Genomic DNA, 21,613 nt, shown 5'->3' with positions numbered 1-21,613 from the left:
GTCACTGTGGCGGCAGGTGAGCCAGTTGGACCAGGCGTACGCCCTCGCGTCGGGTGAACAGCCGACCGCGCCCGGGCGGCAGCGGACCGGGACGGACCGGACCGACGAGCGCACCCTCCTCCGGGCTGCCCGACAGCACCAGGCCCGAGGTGGACAGCTCCCGTAACCGCTGCACCAGCGGCTCGTACTGGGCGCGGGCGGCACCGCCGGTGCGGCGCGCCAGCACCAGGTGCAGCCCGACGTCGCGGGCGTGCGGCAGGTGTTCCTCCAGCGCCCGCAGCGGGTTCGCCGGCCCACTCGCCACCAGGTCGTAGTCGTCGACCAAGACGAACAGTTCCGGGCCGGACCACCACGATCGCTCCCGCAACTGCGTCGGGCTGACCTGCGGGCCCGGTGCGCGGTCCGCCAGGTAACCGGCGGCCGACTCGACCAGGTCGGCGCTGTGCGCCGCGGCGGTGCCGTAGCCGATCAGGTGTTCGGTGGAGATGACGCCGAGCAGGCTGCGTCGGTAGTCCACCAGGATCACCCGCGCCTGTTCCGGCGTGAACCGGGCGACGATCGAGGTGGCCAGGGCGCGCAGGAACGACGACTTGCCGCTCTCGGCGTCGCCGTAGACCACGAGGTGTGGCTCGGTGGCGAAGTCGAGCACCACCGGCCGTAGGTCCGCCTCGGCGACACCGACCGGAATCCGCAACCCTGTCGTGGCGTCGAGGTCCAGGTCGGCGTAGGGCAGCACGGCCGGAAGCAGCCTGACCGGCGGCGCGACCGGACCGGTCCACGCGGCACCGACCTGCTTCACCAGTTCAGCGGTGTCCGTGCCGGTCGTCCGTGGCAGCGCGGTGAGGAAGTGCAGGCCCGCCGAGGTGATGCCCCGCCCCGGGGTCCGCTCCGGCACGTGCGCCGCCGCCCGCCGGGCCACCACCGAGTCGGACGGATCACCGAGGCGCAGCTCCAGCCGGGAGCCGAAGAGATCCCGGATGGCCGGTCGGAAGTCCAGCCAACGCACCGCGGTGGCCACCACGTGCACGCCGTAGGAGAGCCCCCGGGTCGCCAGGTCGGTGATCAGCGGCTCCAGGTCCTCGTACTCGCCGCGCAGGGTCGTCCACCCGTCGACGACGAGGAACACGTCGCCGAACGCAGCGGTACCGCCCGCGTCGGTGCCGCTGTCGCGTCGCTGTCGCCAGGCGGCCATCGACTCCACGCCCAGCTCGGCGAAGCGGCGCTCCCGGTCGGCGAGCAGGGTGGACATCTCGCCGACGGTACGGCGCACGCCGGTGGGGTCGGCCCGACCGGCGACCCCACCGACGTGCGGCAGACCACGCACCGAGGCGAGCCCGCCACCACCGAAGTCGAGACAGTAGACCTGCACCTCGGTCGGGGTGTGCGTAAGGGCCAGCGCGCAGACCAGCGTACGCAGCGCGGTGGACTTGCCGCTCTGCGTACCGCCGACCACCGCGACGTGGCCGGCGGCGCCGTCCAGCGCCAACCACAGCACGTCGCGGCGCTGCTCGAAGGGCCGGTCGATGACAGCCACCGGCACCTGGCGGGCACCGTGCAGCTCGGGATTGCCGACGGTCAGCCCCCGGACCGGGTCGACCGTGAGCGGACCGACCAGCTCGTCCAGGGCCGGGGCGGCGTCCAGCGGCGGCAGCCACACCTGGTGCGCCGGCGCGCCCTGCCCGGCCAGCCGGTCGACAAGCAGACGCAGCAGCGTCCGCGGGTCGTCCGTCTCGTCCTCGACAGCCGGCGGGGCCGGTGGCTGCGGCACCGGTGTGACGTGGGTGGAGAAGACGAGCAGCCGGGGACGTTCGGTACCGGCCGCGTCGGCCGCCAGTGCCCGCCGCCGCACCGGGCCGGAGACGTACGCGGTCTTGAACCGGCGCAGCGGCTCGGTGCCGAAGCGCAGGAAGCCGTGCCCCGGCGTCGGGGGCAGTTCGTGCGCGTCGGGCACCCCGAGCACCGTTCGAGACTCCAGCGAGGAGAAGGTCCGCAAACCGATCCGGTAGGACAGGTGAGTGTCCAGCCCGCGCAGTCGTCCCTCCTCCAGCCGCTGACTCGCCAGCAGCAGATGCACCCCGAGCGACCGGCCCAGCCGGCCGATCTGGAGGAACAGGTCGATGAAGTCGGGCTTGGCCGACAACAGCTCGGAGAACTCGTCGCAGATCAGCAGCAGCGACGGCAGCGGGGGCAGCGGGTTGCCGGTCGCCCGGGCCCGCTCGTAGTCGCGCAGGCTGGCGAAGTTGCCGGCGCGGCGCAGCAGCTCCTGCCGGCGGACCAGCTCGCCGTTGATCGCGTCGACCATCCGGTCGACGAGCGGCAACGCGTCGGCCAGATTGGTGATCACGGCGGCGGTGTGCGGCAGGCGGTCGAAGGGCGCGAAGGTGGCCCCACCCTTGAAGTCGACGAGGACGACGTTGAGCTGCTCGGCGGAGTGGGTGGCGGCCAGCCCGAGCACCAGCGTACGAAGCAGCTCGGACTTGCCGGAGCCGGTGGCGCCGATCAGCAACCCGTGCGGGCCCATGCCGCCCTGCGCCGACTCCTTCAGGTCCAACTCGACCGCGCCACCGTCCGGGCCGACGCCGATCGGTACCCGCAGCCGGTCCCGCGGCGATCTCGACACCCACCCCTGTTCGGCGGTGAAGTCCTCCGGCTCACCGATGCCGAGCAGCTCCGGCAGACCCGGCTCGACACCGGGCGCGGCGTCGGCGCCGTTGGTGGCGGCCAGCCGCAGTGGGGCCAGCCGGCGGGCCACCGCCTCGGCCTCGGCGATCTCTAGCGTGTCGGCCGCGCCCACCTGGGCCGACCCGTCGCGGGAGTGGGAGTGCAGTCGACCGTTCCGCAGCTCCAGCAGCAGTGAGAACCGGTCGAGCAGACGCGGCGGTGGGGTGTCCAGGTCGATCAGGGTCACCGCGTCGATGCCGCCGTCCCCGACCAGTTCGCTGGCACCGGTGACGTCGCCGCCGTCGAACACGACCACCAGATGGGGCCCGTCCGTGGCCGGCCCGACCGGGCTGAATCTCGACCGGCTGGCCAGCACCTGGTCGAGCAGCCGTTCCAGCTCCGCCACGGAACTGGCCACCAGCCGCACCGGACCCAGGGCGTCCGCGCGGGTGGGGTGCTGGGCGTGGGGCAACCACTTGACCCACTCCCAGCGGCCGCGTCGTTCCGGCCCGGCACAGACGGCGACCAGCAACTCGTCCGGGGCGTGGAAGACCGCGAGCTGGGTGAGCACGGCCCGGGCCAGCGCCTGCGCGGCCGGCGAGCCGGTGGGGCCGACCGGCGTGGCCCGGACGAAGACCCGGGCGAAGCTGCGCAGCGAGAGGGCCACCGGCAGCTCCGGCACCACCGAGTACGCGTCCAGGAAGCGGCGCAGCGCGCCCGCCGTCATCGGCTCCAGTTCCTCCGGTGGGCGGGTGACCGGCGGCACCAGGGGCGTGGCCAGGGTCTGCGGCCCGACGGCGACCCGGACCACCGCGAAGTCCGGATCCGCCGGCCGCCGCTCCCAGAGCCGGTGGCTGTGCACCGTCGACCAGAGCCGTGACGGATCGGGGTGCCGGTAGCAGAGGCCGGCTCGCTGCCGCTCCACGGTCTGCCGAACCTGCCGACGCAGGGCGGCCAGTTGCCGCAGGTACTCCCGGCGGGCCGTCATCATCTCGGACTTCGTCGGGCTGCCGGAGGAACTGCCCCAGGAGGTCGCCAGCATCGCCAGGGAGGAGAGGCCGAACATGCCGCCGACCACGTACGCGTACGTCCCGCCGCCGCGGCCGAACATCATCGCCATCGCGACCGTGCCGCCGAGCATCGGCAGCACCATCAGCAACTGGTGCCAGCGGGTGCCGGTGCCGGGCGGAAGCTCCGGGGGCGCCGGCAGCGGCAGGTCACCCACGGGTATGTCGGGCGCCGGGCGTCGTGCCGGCCGCCGGATGACGACAGTGGACACTCGACCTCCCGACTGCGCACGGTGACCCGAGCCTGGCTCATGGTAGGTAAAGTCCTGTCGTCCGCGCAGCAGCAGACCCGCTCGGGATGGAGATGAGTCGATGGCAGTCGGGCTCGCCCGGGTCACCGTCAGCACGCCCCGGCGGCGGGTCGACGTGGCGCTACCGGAGCAGATGCCGCTCGCCGAGCTGCTGCCCGAGGTGCTGCGCCACGCCGGTGAGGGGCTCGCCGACGACGGAGAACAGCACGGCGGCTGGATGCTCCGGCGAGCCGACGGCACCGTGCTGGTTGGCGGGCAGGCGCTGGCCGCTCAGGGGGTCCGCGACGGTGAGGTGCTGCACCTGGTGCCGGCGCGCACCGAGTGGCCGGAGTTCGAGTACGACGACGTGGTCGAGGCCCTCGCCGACGCCGCCCGCCAGCGGGGCGGGGGCTGGTCATCCGGTGCCACCCGGACGGTGGCCCTCGCCGGTGCCGGTGTCCCGCTCGCCGTCGGCCTGCTCGCCCTGGCTGCTGCCGGGCCCGGCGACCCCGCCGGTTGGCCGGCCGCGACGGTGGTGGCGAGCCTGCTGTTGCTGGCCGGCACCGTGCTGTCCCGCGCACAGGGCGACGGGCCGGCCGGCGCCACCGTCGGCGGTCACGCGCTGCCCTACGCGGCGCTCGCCGGTGCCCTCGCGGTCAGCTCGGGCGATCCGGTCGGGCCGGTCGGCGCGCTGCGCTGGGTGGGCGCACCGGAGCTGCTCGCCGGGTCGATGGGGCTGCTGCTCGTCTCGGTGCTGGGGCTGTTCGGGGTGGCCACCCGACTGCGGGTCTTCGTGGCCGGCGCGGTGGTGGGCGCGGGGGCCGGAGCGGCCGCCCTCGGTGGCCTGTTGCTCGAGCCGGCCGGCGCGGCCGCTGTCCTGCTGTGCGCGTTGACCTTCGCCGTCGGGGCCGCGCCGCTGCTGGCCATCCGGCTGGGCAAGGTGCCGTTGCCGCCGATCACCCTGCCCACCGACTCGCCGGACGACTCGGACCGGGCCCGTGAGCTGCCGGATCGCGGTCGGGTGCGGGCGGCGGTGGCCCGCACCGAGGAGATGCTCGTCGGCATGTTGATCGGTCAGGCCGTGCTGACCGTCGGCGCGGTCGTGATCCTCGTCAGCACCAGTGGCGTCGCCGGTTGGCTGCTGGTCGGGGTGACCTCGACGGTGCTGCTGCTACGTGCCCGGCTCTTCACGACGGTCCAGCACCGGATCGCGCCGGTGCTCGCCGGCCTGGCCGGGTACGCGGTCCTCGGCGCGGTACTGGCCGGAACGGCCGACGCGGCGGTCCGGCTGATCCTGGTCGCCGGCGGGCTGCTGGTCGCGCTACTGGTGGTGGCGGTCGGCACGACGTACGCCCGCCGGCCGGTCTCCCCGTACGTCGGACGGGTCACCGACCTGGCCGACACCCTGCTGGTGGTCTCGGTGGTGCCGGTCGCCTGCGCGGTGCTCGGCCTCTACGGACGGGCCCGGGGGCTGCTCGGCTGAGCGTCCCCGGGCCTGCTCGGAGACGTCAGTGGGTGGACTCGCCGCGTGCCTCGGCCTCCCTGGCGCGCCGGTACGAAGCCTGAATCTCCGCCTCGGCCTCGGTCCGACCCACCCAGGTGGCGCCCTCCACGGACTTGCCCGGCTCAAGATCCTTGTACACCTCGAAGAAGTGCTGGATCTCCAGCCGATCGAACTCGCCGAGGTGGTGGATGTCGCGCAGGTGCTCCTGCCGCGGATCCTCGTAGGGAACGCAGAGGACCTTGTCGTCGCCGCCCTTCTCGTCCGTCATCCGGAACATGCCGATCGTGCGGCACCGGATCAGGCAGCCTGGGAAGGTCGGCTCGGGCACCAGCACCAGGGCGTCGAGCGGGTCGCCGTCCTCACCCAGGGTGCCCTCGATGAAGCCGTAGTCGGCCGGGTACTGCGTGGAGGTGAAGAGGGTGCGGTCCAGCCGGATCCGCCCGGTCACGTGGTCCACCTCGTACTTGTTGCGGTGACCCTTGGGGATCTCAACCGTCACGTCGAAATCCATCTGCACGCTCCCTCGTTGGCCCACGCTGGCTTGACGGAACCGGCGGCAGAGCAGGGAGGTGATTGCCAACCCACCGACTCCGGCCGCCGCATAGTCTTCGGACCGAAGTAGTGTCACCCAGGCCGGTTCCCGGTGGGGGAGGAGGGGGTCGTGGGGAGGGAAGATTCACACTACCGTCCCGGCGGTGCCGCCGAGGGCGGTGCGAAACGACCGCCGGCCAAGCCGGTCGCCGGGCGGGTTCCGGTGCCGGACGCGCAGATCCTCCGACCACAACCCCCGACGCCACCCGTCACACCGACACCCGTGAACCGGTCCGAGGCGAACCCGCCCCTGGACACCACGTCGCCGACGACACCGCCTCGGGGTGCCGCCTCCGGACGGGCCGCCGCACCCGGCGCGGTCACCCCGACGAGCCCGGCTGCGCCCGGCGAGGTCACCCCGACAAGTCCGGCTGCGCCCGGTGGTGCCGCCCCGACGAGCCCGGCCGCCGGTCCGGTCGCCGCCGTCCCCACGAGTCCGGCCGGACCATCGACCGGATCGGCATCCGTGCCGGTGAGCCCAGCGCCGGTTGGGCCGGGTGTGGGCCCTACCGGTGAACCACCGGCCGGCGTCGCACCACCACTGGCCGGCGTCGCACCAGCACCGGTCGGCTCGGCAGCGCGCCGACGGCTGCCGCTGGTCCTCGCCGCCGTGCTGGTGCTCGTGCTGGTCGCCGTGGGCCTGGTCGTGGTCCGACCCGGGCCGGTGGGGAGCTGGTTGGGCGACTCGCCCGCGACACCGGCGGCCACCGGTGCGGTGGAGCCCGCGCCGGTCCCGGTGCTGGCCGCCGCCGACATCGGCGCGCCGCCGCCCAGCACGGACGGGCTCCGGACCACCCTCGAACCGCTGATCGACGACGCCGCGCTGGGTGGCCGGGTGAACGTGGCGGTGGCCGACGCCCTCACCGGGGAGATGCTCTTCGACCGCGGTGGCCGGGCGGGGACCGTGCCGGCCTCGGTGACCAAGCTGTTGACCGCCGTGACGGTGTTGACCGCCCGGGGTCCCGGCCATCGGATCCCGACCCGGGCGGTGGCGGGCGCACAACCCGGTGAGGTGGTTCTGGTCGGTGGCGGGGACCCGACGTTGGCCGCCGACACGAAGGGCTTCTACCCGGGCGCGGCCAACCTCACCGACCTCGCCGACCAGGTCCGGAAGGCGCTGGGCGGGGTCGCACCCAGCAGAGTCGTCGTCGACTCCTCGCGCTACTCCGGCCCGGTCCACGAACCCGGCTGGGACGACGACATTCCCACCGGCGGGTACGGCGGGGCGATCACCGCGTTGATGCTGGACGGCGCGCGCGAGAATCCGAAGGCCGGCCCCGGCTGGGCCGAACGCGTTGCCGAACCGGACCTGGTCGCCGGCCGTGCCTTCGCCAAACTGCTCGGGGTGCCGGTCGACACCGTACGCAAGGGCACCGCCCCGCCGACGCCGACCGGGACGACCGCGACGGAACCGGTCGGCGGCGGCGGGCCCGGTGCCGAACTCGGCGTGGTGCACTCGCCGCCGCTGATCCGGCTGGTCGACATCATGATCAGCGATAGCGACAACATCGTCGCCGAGGCGCTGGCCCGCCAGGTCGCCCTGGCCCGCGATCGGCCGGCCTCCTTCGACGGTGCGGCGACGGCGATGACCGAGGTGGTGTCGGAGCTGGGGCTGCCGGCCGGCGGACTCGACCTGGCGGACGGCAGCGGACTGTCCCGGAAGAACCTGATCAGCCCGGTCCTGCTGACCGAGCTGTTGGCGCTGGCGGCGAGCCCGGACCGGCCCGAGCTCGCCGGCATCTTCGGGGGGCTGCCGGTCGCGGGCTGGTCCGGCACCCTGCGTGGCCGGTACGGTGCGGCACCCGGCACGGCCGCCGGTGCCGGTGTGGTCCGCGCCAAGACCGGCACGTTGACCCGGGTGCACGCGATCGCGGGAGTGGTGACCACCACCGAAGGCCGCCTGCTCACCTTCGCGGTGCTCACCGACGACGTGCCGCCGGACGGGATGGAGCCGGCCCGGGCCGCGCTGGACCGGATCGCCGCCGCGCTGGCCGGCTGCGGCTGCCGCTGAGCGGCCCGACGGCCACCGGTCCGGCGTTGCGCAATGGCGGAGCGGCGTGCGGCCCGGCCCCGCGACCGGCCGCCGTCACCCGACCGGCGGACCGGCACCGGGTCGGCCGGCCGGGTGGAGTGTCGCGGCGCGGGTACGGTGGGTCGCATGGCGCAGTTCGTGGACTGGGATCTGGCTACCGCGACGGCGGGGGCTCTGGGCAAGTCGGGCCCCCGGGTGACGTACGCCGAAGCCACCGAGGTGGTTTCCGAGCTGCGCCGGCTGACCGACGAGGCGGCCGGGCACGTCGCCGACTACACCGGGCTGACCTCGCAGGTCGCCCACCCGCCGGTACGGGTGGTCGATCGGCGGGACTGGGCGGCGACGAACATCGCCGGCCTCCGTGAGGTGATCACCCCGCTGGTCGGTCGGCTCACCGAGGACAAACAACCCGGTGTGCTCACCGAGGCGATCGGTTCCCGGGTGACCGGGGTGCAGGCCGGCACCGTGCTGGCCTACCTCTCCGGCCGGGTCCTCGGGCAGTACGAGGTCTTCTCCGCCGACCCCGGACAGCTGCTGCTGGTCGCGCCGAACATCGTCGAGGTGGAGCGCAAGCTCGGCGCGGATCCACGCGACTTCCGGCTCTGGGTCTGCCTGCACGAGGTGACCCACCGGACGCAGTTCACCGCCGTGCCCTGGATGCGGGCCTACTTCCTCGGTGAGGTGCAGGCGTTCGTCGACGCTGCCCAGGGCGGCGAGCACCTGCTGGAGCGGCTGCGTCGGGGGGTGAGCACCCTCGCCGACGCGGTCCGCGACCCGCAGAGCCGGTCCAGCGTGCTGGACATCGTGCAGACGCCGGGGCAGCGTGCCGTGCTGGACCGGCTGACCGCCCTGATGACGCTGCTCGAGGGGCACGCCGAGTTCGTGATGGACGGCGTCGGACCACAGGTGATCCCGAGTGTGGAGCGGATCCGGGCCGGCTTCAACCGGCGGCGCGAGGCCGGTAACCCGGTCGAGAAGGCGATCCGGCGGCTGATCGGCATCGACGTCAAGATGCGGCAGTACGCCGAGGGCCGCAAGTTCGTGCACGCCGTGGTGGACCGGGTCGGCATGGCCGGCTTCAACCGGGTCTTCGAGTCGCCGCTGACCCTGCCCCGGCTGTCCGAGCTGAGCGAACCGGATGCCTGGGTGGCGCGGGTGCACGGGCCGGTCGGCCCGGTGCCGACGGCCGGCTGAGCGCGTCGCCGCGCCGATGGCTCCGCTCGCCCCGCCGGTGGCCGCGATCCGGATCGCGGTCCGGCGTGCGTTGGCCGACCTGCCGACGGACGGCCCGGTGCTGGTCGCCTGCTCGGGTGGGGCCGACTCGCTGGCCCTGGCCGCGGCCACCGCGTTCGTGGCACCCCGGGCCGGCCGTACCGCCGGGCTGGTCACCGTCGACCACGGCTTGCAGGTCGGGTCGCGGGGGCGGGCCGAGGCGGTGGGGCGCTGGGCGGAGGCGGCCGGTCTGTCGCCGGTGGAGGTGGTCCGCGTCGAGGTCGCCGGTCGGCCCGGTGGCCCCGAGGCGGCCGCCCGCGACGCCCGCTATCAGGCGCTGGCGGAGATCGCCAAGGCACACGGCGCCTCGGCCCTGCTGACCGGTCACACCCGGGACGACCAGGCGGAGACGGTACTGCTCGCGTTGGCCCGGGGCGCCGGCCCGCGCGGACTCGCCGGCATGCCGGCCCGCCGGGATCTCGCCGGCATTCCCCTCGTACGGCCGCTGTTGGAGATCGGGCGGGCGGAGACCCGGGCGGCCTGCGCGGCCCTCGGGCTGGTGCCCTGGGACGACCCGCACAACAGCGACCCGGCGTACGCCCGTTCCCGGGTCCGGTCCGACGTGTTGCCCGTGCTGGTCCGGGCGCTCGGCCCGGGTGTGCTGGACAACCTCGCCCGTACCGCCGCGCTGGTGGCGGCGGACAACGCGGTGCTGGACGAACTCGCCGCCGCGGCGCTTGGTCAGGCCCGGCACCCCGACGGCGGCCTGGCCACCTGGAACCTGGCGGCCCTGGCGCCCGCGGTGCGCGCTCGGGTGCTGCGGGCCTGGGCGCACGAGTTGGGCGCGCCGCCGGCCGCACTGTCGCACCGCCACGTCGCCGCACTCGACGCCCTGGTCACGGCGTGGCGGGGCCAGCGAGCCAGCTACCTGCCGGGTGGGTTGCGGGTGCTCCGCCGCGGCGATCGGCTGCTGTCGGCGTCATCCCCGGCTTCGACGGCCGGCCGAACGTCGGCGCCTCCGGTGGCGGGGACAGCGACCGGCGAGGCGGTCGTCGAAGCATGATCCATCCCCGGCAACCGCTCTACGCGCCGCGCGGCGCCGTGGCCACCAGCCAGCCGCTGGCCGTGGCCGCCGGGCTGGCCGTGCTGCGCCGCGGTGGCAACGCCGTGGACGCGGCGCTGGCCACCGCCAGCACGCTCACCGTGGTGCAACCACCCTCCAACGACATCGGTGGTGACCTCTTCGCCATCGTCTGGGACGGCGAGCGGCTGCACGGCCTGAACGCCTCCGGCCGCTCACCCGCCGGGCTGACCCGGGACCTGGTCCTCGCGGCGACCGGCGGTCGAGGCACCGAGCCTCCCGACGCGTTGGGTGGGGCACAGGCGGTCGGCCCGGCGATGCCGGCCCGGGGCTGGTTGCCGGTGACCGTACCGGGCGTGCCGGCGGGCTGGCGCGACCTGCACGAGCGATTCGGTTCGCTGCCGTTCGCGGAGCTGTTCGCCGACGCCATCGGCTACGCGGAGCGGGGGCACCCCGTGTCCACCGCGACGGCGGCGGCCTGGTCCCGTGCGGTCGCCGGGCACGCCGGGCTGTCCGGTCCCGAGTACGCGGAGTTCGGGCGGGTCTTCGCACCGCAGGGGCGGGCTCCCCGCGCGGGGGAGCGGTGGCGCAACCCGGACGCGGCACTGACGCTGCGACTGATCGCCGACAGCCGGGCGGAGGAGTTCTACCGGGGACGGATCGCGGCGGCCCTGGCCGATCACGCCGCCCGTACCGGCGGGCTGCTCACGGCGACGGACCTGGCACAGCACGCCAGCGTCTGGGTCGACCCGGTGTCGGTGCGTTACCGGGGCCACGAGGTCTGGGAACTGCCGCCGAACGGGCAGGGACTGGCCGCCCTGCTCGCCCTGGGCATCCTGGACGGATCGGACCCGGCGGACGGGTCGCGGTGGCTGCACCGGCAGATCGAGGCGGTCAAGGTGGGCTTCGCCGACGCGCACGCCCACGTGGCCGATCCCGATCTTGCCCCGGTCCCGCCCGGGCTGCTCAGCCCGGAGCATCTGGCCCGGCGCCGTGCGGCGATCACCGAGGCGGCGGCCGAGACGGTGACCGGCGCACCGGAGCGCGGTGGGACGGTCTACCTCTGTACCGCCGACGAGAGCGGGATGATGGTCAGCCTGATCCAGTCCACCTACCTTGCCTTCGGCTCCCACGTGGTGCTGCCCGGATACGGCTTCGCGCTGCAGAATCGGGGTCTCGGCTTCCGGCTCGACGTGGGGCATCCCAACGTGGTCGGCCCGGCGAAGCGGCCGTATCACACGATCATTCCGGGTTTCCTGACCCGGCAGGGCGTGCCGGTGGGGCCGTTCGGGGTGATGGGTGGGCACATGCAGCCCCAGGGCCACGTCCAACTGGTCTCGGCGACCGTGGACGCGGGCCTCGACCCGCAGGCGGCGCTGGACGCCCCACGCTGGTACTGGCACGCGGGCCGCTCGCTGCTGGTCGAGGAACAACTGGTGGCCGGGCCCGGTGGCGCCGCACTCCTGGCCGACCTGCGGGAGCGGGGCCACCAGGTGACCGTCGCGTCCGATCCCACCGTCTTCGGCTACGGGCAGGCGATCTGGCGACGCGCCGACGGCGGGTTCGTGGTCGGCTCCGAGTCCCGGGTGGACGGCGCGGCCGCCGGATTCTGACCGGCACGATCCTCAGGCGGCGGGTCAACCGGTAGCAGCACGGTCCCGGAACGTGCCGCGGTACGCCTGCGGCGTGGCACCGACCCGGCGGGTGAAGTGGTGCCTAAGGACGGCGGCGTCGCCGAACCCGGCCCGTTCGGCGACCCCCTCGACCGTGAGCGCGGTGTCCTCCAACAGCCGGCGGGCCAGCAGGACGCGTTGGTTGGTCAGCCAGTCGTGCGGGGTGGTGCCGGTCTCCGCGCGGAAGCGGCGGGCGAACGTCCGAGGGGCCATCCCGGCCCGTGCGGCCAACTCGTCGACCGTGGTCTGCCGGTCCAGATGGCCCATCAACCATTCCAGCACCGGTTCCAGGGTGGGCGCCTCCGGCGCCTTCGGAATCGGTGCCTCGATGTACTGGGCCTGCCCGCCGTCGCGGTGCGGAGGCACCACCATCCGGCGGGCGAGTCGGGTGGCGGTGGCCGAGCCGTGCGCCTGGCGTACCAGGTGCAGGCAGGCGTCGATGCCGGCGGCGGTGCCCGCGCTGGTGAGCAGCCGGCCGTCCTGTACGTAGAGCGAGTTGCAGCGCACCCGGGCGCTCGGGTGGCGGCGCTGCAACTCGTCGACGTGTCGCCAGTGGGTGGTGCACTCCCGCCCGTCGAGCAGTCCCGCCTCGCCCAGCAGGTACGCGCCGGCGCACACGCTGAACAGGTACGCGCCCCGATCGGCGGCTCGACGCAGCGCCTCGTGGACCTCGACCGGCGCGGTGGTGGTCGGATCGTGCGCGGGAACGGCCACCAGGTCCGCCTGCTCCAGCGGAGCCAGATCGGCGTTCGGCACCAGATGGAAACCGGCGGAGGTGCGTACCGGGGCCTGCCGGGGACCACACACGTCGAAGCGGTAACCCGGTAGCCCGTCGGCGGTGCGGTCGGTACCGAACACCTCGGCGAGCACGCCGAGTTCGAACGGCGCGACGCCGTCCAGGACGAGTACGGCCACCGAACGCAGCATGTGACGAGGGTAACCGCACGGGTGGCAGAAAATCGAGCAGGAGTGGCATTCCTGCCACTGTCGGCGAGGGGACGGGATGCCCAGACTGGCAGTTGTCCGGTGCGCACCGGCGGCGACACGACAACCGCAGACGTCAGAAAGCGAGCGCCGCCATGGGTTTCCTGCTTTTCCTGCTGTTCTTTCTCTCCCTCGCCCTGCTGTCCGCCCTCGGGCTGGCCGCCGACAGTCGTGACTCGGCGGACTGGAAGCCCTCCGAGGGGGGCCACAGGTGGCGGTCACGCCACTGCTGAACCGGAATGTTCCTCTTGTCCGGTAAATCTCTAGGCGGGGTTGCCCTGAAACGGGCGGCCCCGCCGACGGCGAACCCGGGGCGTACGGCAGGCTATGGTCATGGCTGACGGCTCCTGGTACGACGCCGACATCGACCACGTGATCATCTCCGAGGCGCAGATCCGCGAGAAGACCGCTGAGCTGGCCAAACAGGTCTCCGCGGACTACGCGCACGTCTCCGACGGGCTGCTGCTCGTCTGCGTACTCAAGGGCGCGGTCATGTTCATGGCCGACTTCGCCCGGGCGTTGGGCCGGCACGGCCCCCCGGCCGAGCTGGACTTCATGGCCATCTCCTCGTACGGGCAGGGCACCACCTCCTCGGGAGTGGTCCGGATCCTCAAGGACCTCGACCGGGACATCGCCGGTCGGCATGTCGTCGTCGTGGAGGACATCGTCGACTCCGGGCTGACCCTGTCCTGGTTGCTGCGTTACCTGGAATCGCGGTCGGCCGCGAGCGTCGAGGTGGTCGCGCTGTTCCGTAAGCCGGACGCGGTGAAGGTGACGGTGCCGGTCAGGTACGTCGGCTTCGACATCCCGACCGAGTTCGTCGTCGGGTACGGCCTCGACTTCGGTGAGCGCTACCGGGAGCTGCCGTACGTGGGGGTACTCAAGCCGGAGGTCTACGCCCGCTCCTGACCGGCCGGACACCCGGCACGTCGGCACCTCCCGCCCGGCGTACAGCCGCCTTTCAGCTGATCGGACTACCGTTGACGACGGTGACCCGGAGATCCGACTCCGGGCCACGCCGGCTGACATCCGGTTCGCCGTACGCGTAAGTGCTGGGCTCGCCAGCTCATATCGGTCTCGCACGGTGTACCGTCGAATGACCGTGGCGCGGCAATCGCGCCCCGGGGTCGAGGCCGGCCCGCACGGCGGCTCCGGCAGCCGCCCAGGCGGCGACACCCACAGTCGGTCAGGACGTCGATCAGGAGGATGCGGGCGTCTCGGCGCTCGACAACAGCATGGAACGTACGCGTTTCTTCCGCCGACCGGTGTTCTGGGTCATCCTGGTCATCCTCGGCGCCGTCGTGCTCAGTCAGTTGTTCACCGGTGGACCCAGTTACCACCGGGTGGACACGTCCGTCGCGCTCGACCAGCTCAACAAGGGTGGCATCGAGAAGGTCGTCTTCCAGGACAAGGAACAGACGATCCAGCTCGAGCTGGCCGAGGAGACCGAGTTCGGCGACACCACCACGAAGCTGATCGAGGCTCAGTTCCCTTACGAGGTCGGCGACGAGGTCTGGAACCAGGTCCTCGACGCCAAGGCCAACAACCGGGTCACCGGGCCGGCCGACACCGAGGTGTCGTCCGACAGCATCTGGGTCAGCCTGCTGGTCAACCTGCTTCCCATCGTGCTGCTCGTGCTGCTGCTGCTGTTCTTCATGTCGCAGATGCAGGGCGGCGGCTCCCGGGTGCTCAACTTCGGCAAGTCCAAGGCGAAGATGATCACCAAGGACACGCCGAAGACGACGTTCGCCGACGTGGCGGGCTCCGAGGAGGCTGTCGAGGAGCTGCACGAGATCAAGGACTTCCTGCAGAACCCGGCGAAGTACCAGGCACTCGGTGCGAAGATCCCGAAGGGCGTGCTGCTCTTCGGCCCGCCCGGCACCGGTAAGACGCTGCTCGCCCGAGCGGTGGCCGGCGAGGCCGGGGTGCCGTTCTACTCGATCTCCGGCTCGGACTTCGTGGAGATGTTCGTCGGTGTCGGCGCCAGCCGGGTCCGTGACCTGTTCGAGCAGGCCAAGGCGAACGCGCCCGCGATCGTCTTCGTCGACGAGATCGACGCGGTCGGCCGGCACCGTGGCGCCGGCATGGGCGGTGGCCACGACGAGCGCGAGCAGACGCTGAACCAGCTCCTGGTCGAGATGGACGGCTTCGACGTCAAGGGTGGCGTGATCCTGATCGCCGCCACCAACCGGCCGGACATCCTCGACCCGGCGCTGCTGCGACCGGGCCGGTTCGACCGGCAGATCCCGGTCGACGCCCCCGACATGGAGGGCCGCAAGGCCATCCTGCGGGTACACGCCAAGGGCAAGCCGTTCACGCCCGACGTCGACCTCGACTCGGTGGCCAAGCGGACGCCGGGCTTCAGCGGTGCCGACCTCGCCAACGTGATCAACGAGGCGGCCCTGCTGACCGCCCGCAAGGACCAGCGGGCCATCTCCAACGACTCGCTCGAGGAGTCGATCGACCGCGTGATCGCCGGTCCGCAGCGGCGTACCCGGGTGATGAGCGACCAGGAGAAGAAGATCACCGCGTACCACGAGGGTGGGCACGCACTTGTCGCCTGGGCACTGCCGCACGCCGCACCGGTGCACAAGGTGACCATCCTGTCCCGGGGTCGCTCCCTGGGCCACACCCTGGTGCTGCCCACGGAGGACAAGTACACCCAGACCCGCGCCGAAATGGTCGACACCCTGGCGTACGCGCTGGGCGGGCGGGCCGCCGAGGAACTCGTCTTCCACGAGCCCACCACCGGTGCCGGCAACGACATCGAGAAGGCCACCGCACTGGCCCGCGCGATGATCACCCAGTACGGCATGAGCTCCAAGCTCGGTGCGATCAAGTACGGCACCAGCGGCGACGAGCCGTTCCTCGGCCGCAACATGGGCCACGAGCGGGACTACTCCGACGCCGTCGCCGCCGAGATCGACGGCGAGATGCGGGCCCTGATCGAGCTGGCCCACGACGAGGCCTGGGAGATCCTGGTCGAGTACCGGGACGTCCTGGACAACATCGTGCTCGAGCTGATGGAGAAGGAGACCCTCTCCACCGCCGACATGGCCCGGATCTGCGCCCGGGTGGTCAAGCGCCCGCCGATGGCACCGTACAACGGCTTCGGCAAGCGCCAGCCCTCCACCGAGCCGCCCGTGCTCACCCCGGCCGAGAAGGACGCGCTCAAGGTGCAGGCCGAGGCCGACGGCGCGGAGGCGACGGTGGGTGGCGTCAGCTCGAACAACTCCTCGGACGGTTCGCACTGAGTACCGACGACCCGGCGGCCAGTTCCCCACAGCGGGGACTGGCCGCCTCCGCCACCGAACCCGACAGCGACGGCCTCGACTACATCGCCGCCCGGTTGATCAACGGTCGCCTGACCGGTCGTCCGGTCGAGGACACCATGGACCTCGGCCGGATCGAGAAGGCGGTCCGCGAGATCCTCATCGCCGTCGGGGAGGATCCGGACCGCGACGGCCTCCAGCAGACCCCGGCCCGGGTCGCCCGGGCGTACGCGGAACTCTTCGCCGGCCTGCGCGTCGACCCGGCCACGGTGCTCACCACCACCTTCGAGGCCAACCACGAGGAACTGGTGCTGGTCCGGGACATCGACGTGATGAGCCTCTGCGAGCATCATCTGCTGCCGTTCCGGGGCAGTGCCCACATCGGCTACATCCCCGGTCCCGACGGCCGGATCACCGGGCTGTCCAAGCTGGCCCGGCTGGTCGAGGTCTTCGCCCGGCGGCCCCAGGTGCAGGAGCGACTCACCTCGCAGATCGCGGACCTGCTGATGACGCGGCTGGAGCCGCGCGGCGTGATCGTCGTGCTCGAGTGCGAACACATGTGCATGGCGATGCGGGGCATCCAGAAGTCCGGTGCCAAGACGATCACGTCCGCGGCGCGTGGCACCCTGCAACACGACGCCAAGTCCCGGGCCGAGGCGATGGCTCTGATCATCCCTCGCTGACCGCCCGGCGGTCAGGACGACAGCATCCCCAGCACGATCCCCGCGTTGACCACCACGGCCGGGACCAGGCAGGCCAGCGCGCCGAACCGTGGCGTGCGGTCCACCCGCTCTCCCGGACCGGGCGGAAAGCAGCGGCCCACCGCGAGCCAGCCCAGGCCGAACGCGACCGCCGGTGCCGGCAGCGCCACCAGCACCGCCAACGCGGTCACCGCGCCGGTACCGGCCAGCAGGTACACCACCACCAGCAACACCGGAACGAACAGCCCCAGCGGCCCGTACACCAGCAGATTGCGCGCGCGGGCCGGCCAGTGCGCCACCCGGGACAGGCCACGGGCGGTGAGCGTGTCGTCCGCGCCGACAGCCCACCGGCGGGCGTCCCGCAGGGCGGTCAACACGGCCGCCGGACCACCGCTCATCGACCGGCTCGCCTCGACCAGTTCCGGCGGGGTCGGCGCCAGCGAGATCGGCGGCACCTCCAGCTCACGCAGCCGACTCTCCTGCGACGCCAGCCGGGTGCGTACCCCGGACAGCTCCTCCCGGGCGGCCTGGACCGCGCGGGCCTGCTCACCCGCGGCGGTCGCCGCGCCCCGACGTACCCCGTCGAGCTGCCGGGCCGCGGCCAGGTAGTCGGCCCACGCGGCCCGCACCGGATCCCCCGGCGCGCCGGCAGCCCGCTGTCGAACCGGCCCGGCGGCAGTGGTCGGCGAGTGATCGAGAGTCATCCGGGTTCCCCCTGCACGCTGCCGGGCGCCTCGTACGGAACCAGCACCACACCGCGCTCCGTCGGCCCGTCCCAGAGCACCACCCGGTCGGGCCGGGGTCGCCACTCCACCGGACGACCGAAGACCGGAGTGAGCTGCGCCCCCGGCACACCCGCCACCGCCACAGCGGTCAGCTTGTCCACCGTCTCGTCCGGCTCGACAAGCGTCGCGAACGACGGCACCGTACGCCACCAGCCGAGCAGGTGCTGCCCGGCCGGTGGTCCGTCACGCAGCAGAGCCCGCAGTCGAGCCGGCGGCAGCTGCTCGGCCGGTGCCACGTCCAGCCCGAAGACGACCAGGTACGCCGGCTCGCCAGCGTCCGCCACGGCGACCAGCCCGGCGAGGTCCACCCGGTCGACCTGGTGGCGCTCGGCCAACTCCGTGACCAGAGTGTCCGCCAGCTGTGCCGCCTCGGCGTCCGCCACGGCGACCACGAACCGCGCCGTACCGGCCGGATGATGGGCCGCGGTGGTGTGGGCGGCCGTCGCCAGCAGGCGACACGCGGCAGGTCGTGGACCGAGAACCGCGAGGTTGCGCCCCGCCGCCGGTCCGAACGACACCGTTGCGGTGCTACGCGCGACATCCACCACCCGCCCGAGCAACGCGGCCGGCGCCGTCGACTGCCCCGCGACGGCCGCCCGATAGCGGGGATCGTTGGTCAGCAGCGGACGCGCGTACCCGGCGAAGACGACGGGCGGCGTCGCGTTCGGCGGGCGGGCCGACCAGAGGCGGTGGCGCAGCCCGGTGACCGCCTCCGGCTCGTCTGCCGGGTCGGGGAACCGGACCATCCGCTCATGACCTCGGATCGCTCCCCGTGGGCCGCCGAGCCCGCCCGCGGTGTTGACCACCGCGCTGCCCACCGGCAGACCGGCCGCGGCGTCGTTCGTGGGTGCCAGCACCGCCCCGCCGCCGGGCAGCGCCACCCGCACCGGGAACTGGCCCGGTAGGGAGTCCCGCTGCCCGCCGTCGGAACGGGTGCCCAGGCCCAGGTCACCCTCGCCGGCCAGCACCAGATGAACACCGTACGCCCGCCCGGTCCTCGCCAGTGCGTCCAGCCGGGCGGCCACCTCGGCGGAGAGCCGGTCCCGTTCGGTGAGAAGCACCTGCAGGTTCTCCAGCACACAGACGACCCGGGGAAGCGGGCGATGTTTCCGCAACTCGGCGAAGCGCTGCCCACCCGCGCGGGTGGACGCCTCGGCGCGCCGCTGCACCTCCGCAGTCAACTGGTCCAACAGATCCAGCACGTACTCCCGGTCGGCGGCCATCGCGGCCGCCCGGACCTGCGGGATCCAGGACCTGTCCCGCTCGGTCTGCAGGAACTCCGCAAAGGACTCACCGGCACCGAGGTCCACCAGGTACAGCGACAGCTCCCCCGGGCCGTACCGCGCGACGAGTCCGAGCAGCGCCGTGGTCAGGAAGGTGGACCGGCAGCTCCGCGACCGGCCGCTCACCAACCAGTGCGGGGTCAGTTCGGTGAAGCCGAGCGAGACCGGTCGCCCACCCGCGTCGCCGACGGTTGTGGTCAGCCCGTCCGTTCCGGCCGCCTGCCCCAGCTCGTCCGTCGGTGGCAGCAGGTGCGACAGGGCGAGCCGGCTGCCGGCCTCGACCTGGGCGGCGATCCGCCGGCACACGGTGTCGACCAACCCGGTCGGCGGATCCGGGTCGACGAAGACCGGTGAGTTCAGACCTCCGTCGGTGCCGGCGAACGCCGCACCCGGCGGATTACCGAGCAGCGCGTAGGCCGTCCGCATCGCCAGCGGCGTAGCCCTCGGCAGCGCGGGTCGGCCGGCCGCTGGCCACCCCGCCACCACCAGGTGCAATCCGGCTGCCGGTCCCTGCTCGGCGAGTGCCTCGATCCGCGCCAGGTCACCCGGCAGGTGCGCTTCGGGCAGCGCGGCCAGCACCAGCAGCAAGGAACGGTCGTGCCGGCGAGGACCGGAGGCGTCCGGCGCCACCCACCGCTCCGCCTCCGCCAGCACGGCCCGCAGCCCGTCGACGTCGGTGGCCGGCGGGGCCAGCACCCCGGCGTCGCCGAGCGCCGCGAACGGTGCCAGCGCGACACCCGTCGCGTCCACCGCGCGTACCAGCAGTGCCCCCGCCGGTGTCGCCGCCAGCAGGCGCAGCAGTACGGCCCGCAGCAGCCCGGCGACCCGTGGGTCGTGCGCGTCGGTGTCCGTCGCGAGGTGTCCGCTGCCGAACATCGGCACCAGCGCCGGGAAACGTGCGTCGTCCAGCGGCGCGGCGGTGCCCACCCGGACGAACGGTGGGGGCCCCTCCCCGGCGGGGTGGCCTGGAGCGACCGCGTCCAACGCGGCCCCGGCCCAACCCGGGGCGAGGATGCTGGCCGCGTCACGCAGCCGCTCGGCCAACGCGTACTGACGGCGCTGGTCAGCCGGCACGGGACGGGTCTCGTCGAGGATCGTCGTCGCCGCCGCGACCGTCGCAGCGGCCCGGCGGTGCAGCGCGGCGGCGCGGAGCGTCCGTGTCTTCGGACCGCCCACCGTGTCCACCCCCTCCGCCCGAGGTCGGCACCCACTCGCCGGGCAGAAGTGACGGTATCCCAGCCAGGGCCTCACCTCCGGGATGCGGGGCGGTGCTGCGCCGTTGTTGTCATGAATCTCACCCATCGGCAGTGTTCGGTCACGATCTGCCAAATCTTGGGCATTGGGTCCTGGGCCGCCAGCGGATAGCCTCAGAGGGTGGAATCAGTGCCGCCCTCCGCCGGTTCCCAGGTCTCCCGCGTACCGGCGCAGAGGACCCCGCCGGAGGAGCTGGCACCGCCTGCGGTCGCGCCGGCGCCGCGCCAGCCCCGGCGCCGCCTGCGTACGGTGCTGACCGTGGTTGCGGGGGTGGTCGGGGCGCTCTGCCTGACCGGCGGGGTGGTCGGCTACTTCGTCTACGACCGAGCCACCACTCCCGACCGCAGCGCCCCGACAATCGTCGTGGACAGCTACCTGCGGGCTTTCCTCGTTGACCGGAACGATGTAAGAGCAGACCTTTTCACGTGCGAAGGCGGCAGCCACCTAGAGCAACTTGAAGCGCTCAGGACCGATCTTGCTGCCCGCGAGGAGCAGTTCGGAACAACCATGTCGATCAGCTGGGGAAACGTTCTGGCGGAGCAACACGGTAATGAGGCCGAGGTGAGAGTCGAACTTCTGCTGTCAGCTCGGATCGATGGGATTCGACAGTATGACCGGCAGGCATGGACGTTCACCACGCGTTTGAACGAGGACTGGCGGGTCTGCTCAGCGACGGCCAGCTGACCTCACTCCACCCACAGCATGTGGACCGGTACCTCCAGGGTGGTCGGTGACTGGCCGCGCCAGGCCCAGCGGTACCACTCCATCTCGGGAGTCACCCGCACACAGATGTCACCCTCGGCACCCGAGTAGGTCTCGGTGACGGCGCGTAGATCGCGGTGCTCGACGGCGCCGACCACGTGCACGACCCGTCGCCCGGTGACCGAGTCCGCCTCGAAGACCGGCGTCGGTGCTGGGTGGGCCGGTGCGTCCAACGAGACGAGCCGCAGGCCGCCATCCGTCGTCGGCGTGCTCGCCGGGCCGACCGTCTCGACCCAGACCCGTTCGACGGGCACCAGCGGGGCGAAGACCTCGACCTGGTCGGACTCGGCGCGGTACCACTCGTGTTCCGGGATGACCGGGACGTAGGTGCGGCTGTTCTGCACGACCCGTTCGTCGGCCCGCAGGTCGGCCCGCCAGCCCACACCGGGCAGTCCGACGAGCACGCGCCGTCCGCGTAGTTCGACGCTTCCCGCAGCGGGGAGGATCTCGATCGGACGGGGCGGCTGGGGAGCCCAGTCGGGCTGGTCGGCGAACGGGTCCGGAAGCGGTTCGGTCATGGC

Annotated in this window: 15 protein-coding genes and 1 pseudogene; 10 read left to right on the top strand and 6 right to left on the bottom strand. The window is 73.0% G+C overall.

Annotation, left to right across the window (positions count from 1 at the left end; genetic code table 11):
• Nucleotide 1: 1 nt before the first annotated feature.
• The gene (gene eccCa / locus O7597_RS09075) at nucleotides 2–3,940 is read right to left on the bottom strand and encodes a type VII secretion protein EccCa (RefSeq protein WP_281582447.1); all 3,939 of its coding nucleotides are present in this window, start codon (nucleotides 3,938–3,940) and stop codon (nucleotides 2–4) included.
• A 100-nt stretch (nucleotides 3,941–4,040) separates the two neighbouring features.
• Between eccCa and eccD the strand changes: the two genes are divergently transcribed.
• Entirely contained in the window at nucleotides 4,041–5,441 is a 1,401-nt protein-coding gene (eccD, locus tag O7597_RS09070) for a type VII secretion integral membrane protein EccD (protein ID WP_281582446.1), read from the top strand.
• Between the two features lie 25 nt (nucleotides 5,442–5,466).
• Here eccD and O7597_RS09065 read toward each other — a convergent pair whose 3' ends face one another.
• The gene (locus O7597_RS09065) at nucleotides 5,467–5,973 is read right to left on the bottom strand and encodes an inorganic diphosphatase (protein ID WP_281582445.1); all 507 of its coding nucleotides are present in this window, start codon (nucleotides 5,971–5,973) and stop codon (nucleotides 5,467–5,469) included.
• Nucleotides 5,974–6,594: 621 nt separating this feature from the next.
• Between O7597_RS09065 and dacB the strand changes: the two genes are divergently transcribed.
• The 4 genes and pseudogenes from dacB to O7597_RS09045 all read left to right on the top strand — a co-directional run bounded on the left by dacB (nucleotide 6,595) and on the right by O7597_RS09045 (nucleotide 11,991).
• The gene (gene dacB, locus O7597_RS09060) at nucleotides 6,595–8,064 is read left to right on the top strand and encodes a D-alanyl-D-alanine carboxypeptidase/D-alanyl-D-alanine-endopeptidase (protein WP_281583221.1); all 1,470 of its coding nucleotides are present in this window, start codon (nucleotides 6,595–6,597) and stop codon (nucleotides 8,062–8,064) included.
• 147 nt (nucleotides 8,065–8,211) lie between these two features.
• Complete coding sequence (locus O7597_RS09055) at nucleotides 8,212–9,279, top strand: zinc-dependent metalloprotease (protein WP_281582444.1); 1,068 nt, start codon at nucleotides 8,212–8,214, stop codon at nucleotides 9,277–9,279.
• Nucleotides 9,280–9,295: 16 nt separating this feature from the next.
• A pseudogene (tilS, locus tag O7597_RS09050) lies at nucleotides 9,296–10,273 on the top strand (tRNA lysidine(34) synthetase TilS); the annotation flags it as partial.
• An 83-nt stretch (nucleotides 10,274–10,356) separates the two neighbouring features.
• Nucleotides 10,357–11,991 carry a gamma-glutamyltransferase family protein gene (locus O7597_RS09045; RefSeq protein WP_281582443.1) on the top strand — a complete coding sequence of 545 codons (1,635 nt, stop codon included), beginning with the start codon at nucleotides 10,357–10,359 and terminating at the stop codon, nucleotides 11,989–11,991.
• Between the two features lie 24 nt (nucleotides 11,992–12,015).
• Here the strand turns inward: O7597_RS09045 and O7597_RS09040 are convergent, their stop codons facing one another.
• Entirely contained in the window at nucleotides 12,016–12,978 is a 963-nt protein-coding gene (locus O7597_RS09040) for a helix-turn-helix domain-containing protein (RefSeq protein ID WP_269738570.1), read from the bottom strand.
• Between the two features lie 152 nt (nucleotides 12,979–13,130).
• Here O7597_RS09040 and O7597_RS09035 point away from each other — a divergent pair, with 152 nt between their 5' ends.
• The 4 genes from O7597_RS09035 to folE all read left to right on the top strand — a co-directional run bounded on the left by O7597_RS09035 (nucleotide 13,131) and on the right by folE (nucleotide 16,990).
• On the top strand, nucleotides 13,131–13,268 hold the full coding sequence (locus O7597_RS09035; RefSeq protein ID WP_269738569.1) for a hypothetical protein: 138 nt from the start codon (nucleotides 13,131–13,133) through the stop codon (nucleotides 13,266–13,268).
• A gap of 100 nt (nucleotides 13,269–13,368) precedes the next feature.
• Entirely contained in the window at nucleotides 13,369–13,944 is a 576-nt protein-coding gene (gene hpt, locus O7597_RS09030; protein ID WP_164448636.1) for a hypoxanthine phosphoribosyltransferase, read from the top strand.
• Nucleotides 13,945–14,270: 326 nt separating this feature from the next.
• Complete coding sequence (ftsH, locus tag O7597_RS09025; protein WP_269738568.1) at nucleotides 14,271–16,289, top strand: ATP-dependent zinc metalloprotease FtsH; 2,019 nt, start codon at nucleotides 14,271–14,273, stop codon at nucleotides 16,287–16,289.
• Between the two features lie 38 nt (nucleotides 16,290–16,327).
• The gene (gene folE, locus O7597_RS09020; protein WP_281583220.1) at nucleotides 16,328–16,990 is read left to right on the top strand and encodes a GTP cyclohydrolase I FolE; all 663 of its coding nucleotides are present in this window, start codon (nucleotides 16,328–16,330) and stop codon (nucleotides 16,988–16,990) included.
• An 11-nt stretch (nucleotides 16,991–17,001) separates the two neighbouring features.
• Here the strand turns inward: folE and O7597_RS09015 are convergent, their stop codons facing one another.
• Both O7597_RS09015 and O7597_RS09010 read right to left on the bottom strand, forming a co-directional pair.
• On the bottom strand, nucleotides 17,002–17,712 hold the full coding sequence (locus O7597_RS09015; RefSeq protein ID WP_269738567.1) for a hypothetical protein: 711 nt from the start codon (nucleotides 17,710–17,712) through the stop codon (nucleotides 17,002–17,004).
• Entirely contained in the window at nucleotides 17,709–20,261 is a 2,553-nt protein-coding gene (locus O7597_RS09010; RefSeq protein ID WP_281582442.1) for an FtsK/SpoIIIE domain-containing protein, read from the bottom strand. Before O7597_RS09010 ends, O7597_RS09015 begins: the two co-directional genes overlap by 4 nt.
• 198 nt (nucleotides 20,262–20,459) lie before the next feature.
• On the opposite strand from O7597_RS09010, the gene O7597_RS09005 reads away from it, so the two are divergent.
• Nucleotides 20,460–21,014, top strand: a complete 555-nt coding sequence (locus O7597_RS09005; protein WP_281583219.1) for a hypothetical protein — start codon at nucleotides 20,460–20,462, stop codon at nucleotides 21,012–21,014.
• Between the two features lie 2 nt (nucleotides 21,015–21,016).
• On the opposite strand, the gene O7597_RS09000 is transcribed toward O7597_RS09005, so the two are convergent.
• A complete protein-coding gene (locus O7597_RS09000; protein WP_281582441.1) occupies nucleotides 21,017–21,610 on the bottom strand; it encodes a hypothetical protein in 594 nt (197 codons plus the stop codon).
• Between the last annotated feature and the right edge of the window lie 3 nt (nucleotides 21,611–21,613).

Source organism: Verrucosispora sp. WMMC514 (assembly GCF_027497295.1).
Lineage (GTDB): Bacteria > Actinomycetota > Actinomycetes > Mycobacteriales > Micromonosporaceae > Micromonospora > Micromonospora palythoicola.
Note: the sequence above shows the minus strand (reverse complement) of the source record. Positions and strands in the feature narration are given on the sequence as shown.

Coding starts and splice junctions, on each gene's coding strand:
- eccD (WP_281582446.1), top strand. CDS start 4,041: ATGGCAGTCGGGCTCGCCCGGGTCACCGTCAGCACGCCCCGGCGGCGG.
- O7597_RS09065 (WP_281582445.1), bottom strand. CDS start 5,973: ATGGATTTCGACGTGACGGTTGAGATCCCCAAGGGTCACCGCAACAAG.
- O7597_RS09055 (WP_281582444.1), top strand. CDS start 8,212: ATGGCGCAGTTCGTGGACTGGGATCTGGCTACCGCGACGGCGGGGGCT.
- O7597_RS09045 (WP_281582443.1), top strand. CDS start 10,357: ATGATCCATCCCCGGCAACCGCTCTACGCGCCGCGCGGCGCCGTGGCC.
- O7597_RS09040 (WP_269738570.1), bottom strand. CDS start 12,978: ATGCTGCGTTCGGTGGCCGTACTCGTCCTGGACGGCGTCGCGCCGTTC.
- O7597_RS09035 (WP_269738569.1), top strand. CDS start 13,131: ATGGGTTTCCTGCTTTTCCTGCTGTTCTTTCTCTCCCTCGCCCTGCTG.
- hpt (WP_164448636.1), top strand. CDS start 13,369: ATGGCTGACGGCTCCTGGTACGACGCCGACATCGACCACGTGATCATC.
- ftsH (WP_269738568.1), top strand. CDS start 14,271: ATGGAACGTACGCGTTTCTTCCGCCGACCGGTGTTCTGGGTCATCCTG.
- O7597_RS09015 (WP_269738567.1), bottom strand. CDS start 17,712: ATGACTCTCGATCACTCGCCGACCACTGCCGCCGGGCCGGTTCGACAG.
- O7597_RS09000 (WP_281582441.1), bottom strand. CDS start 21,610: ATGACCGAACCGCTTCCGGACCCGTTCGCCGACCAGCCCGACTGGGCT.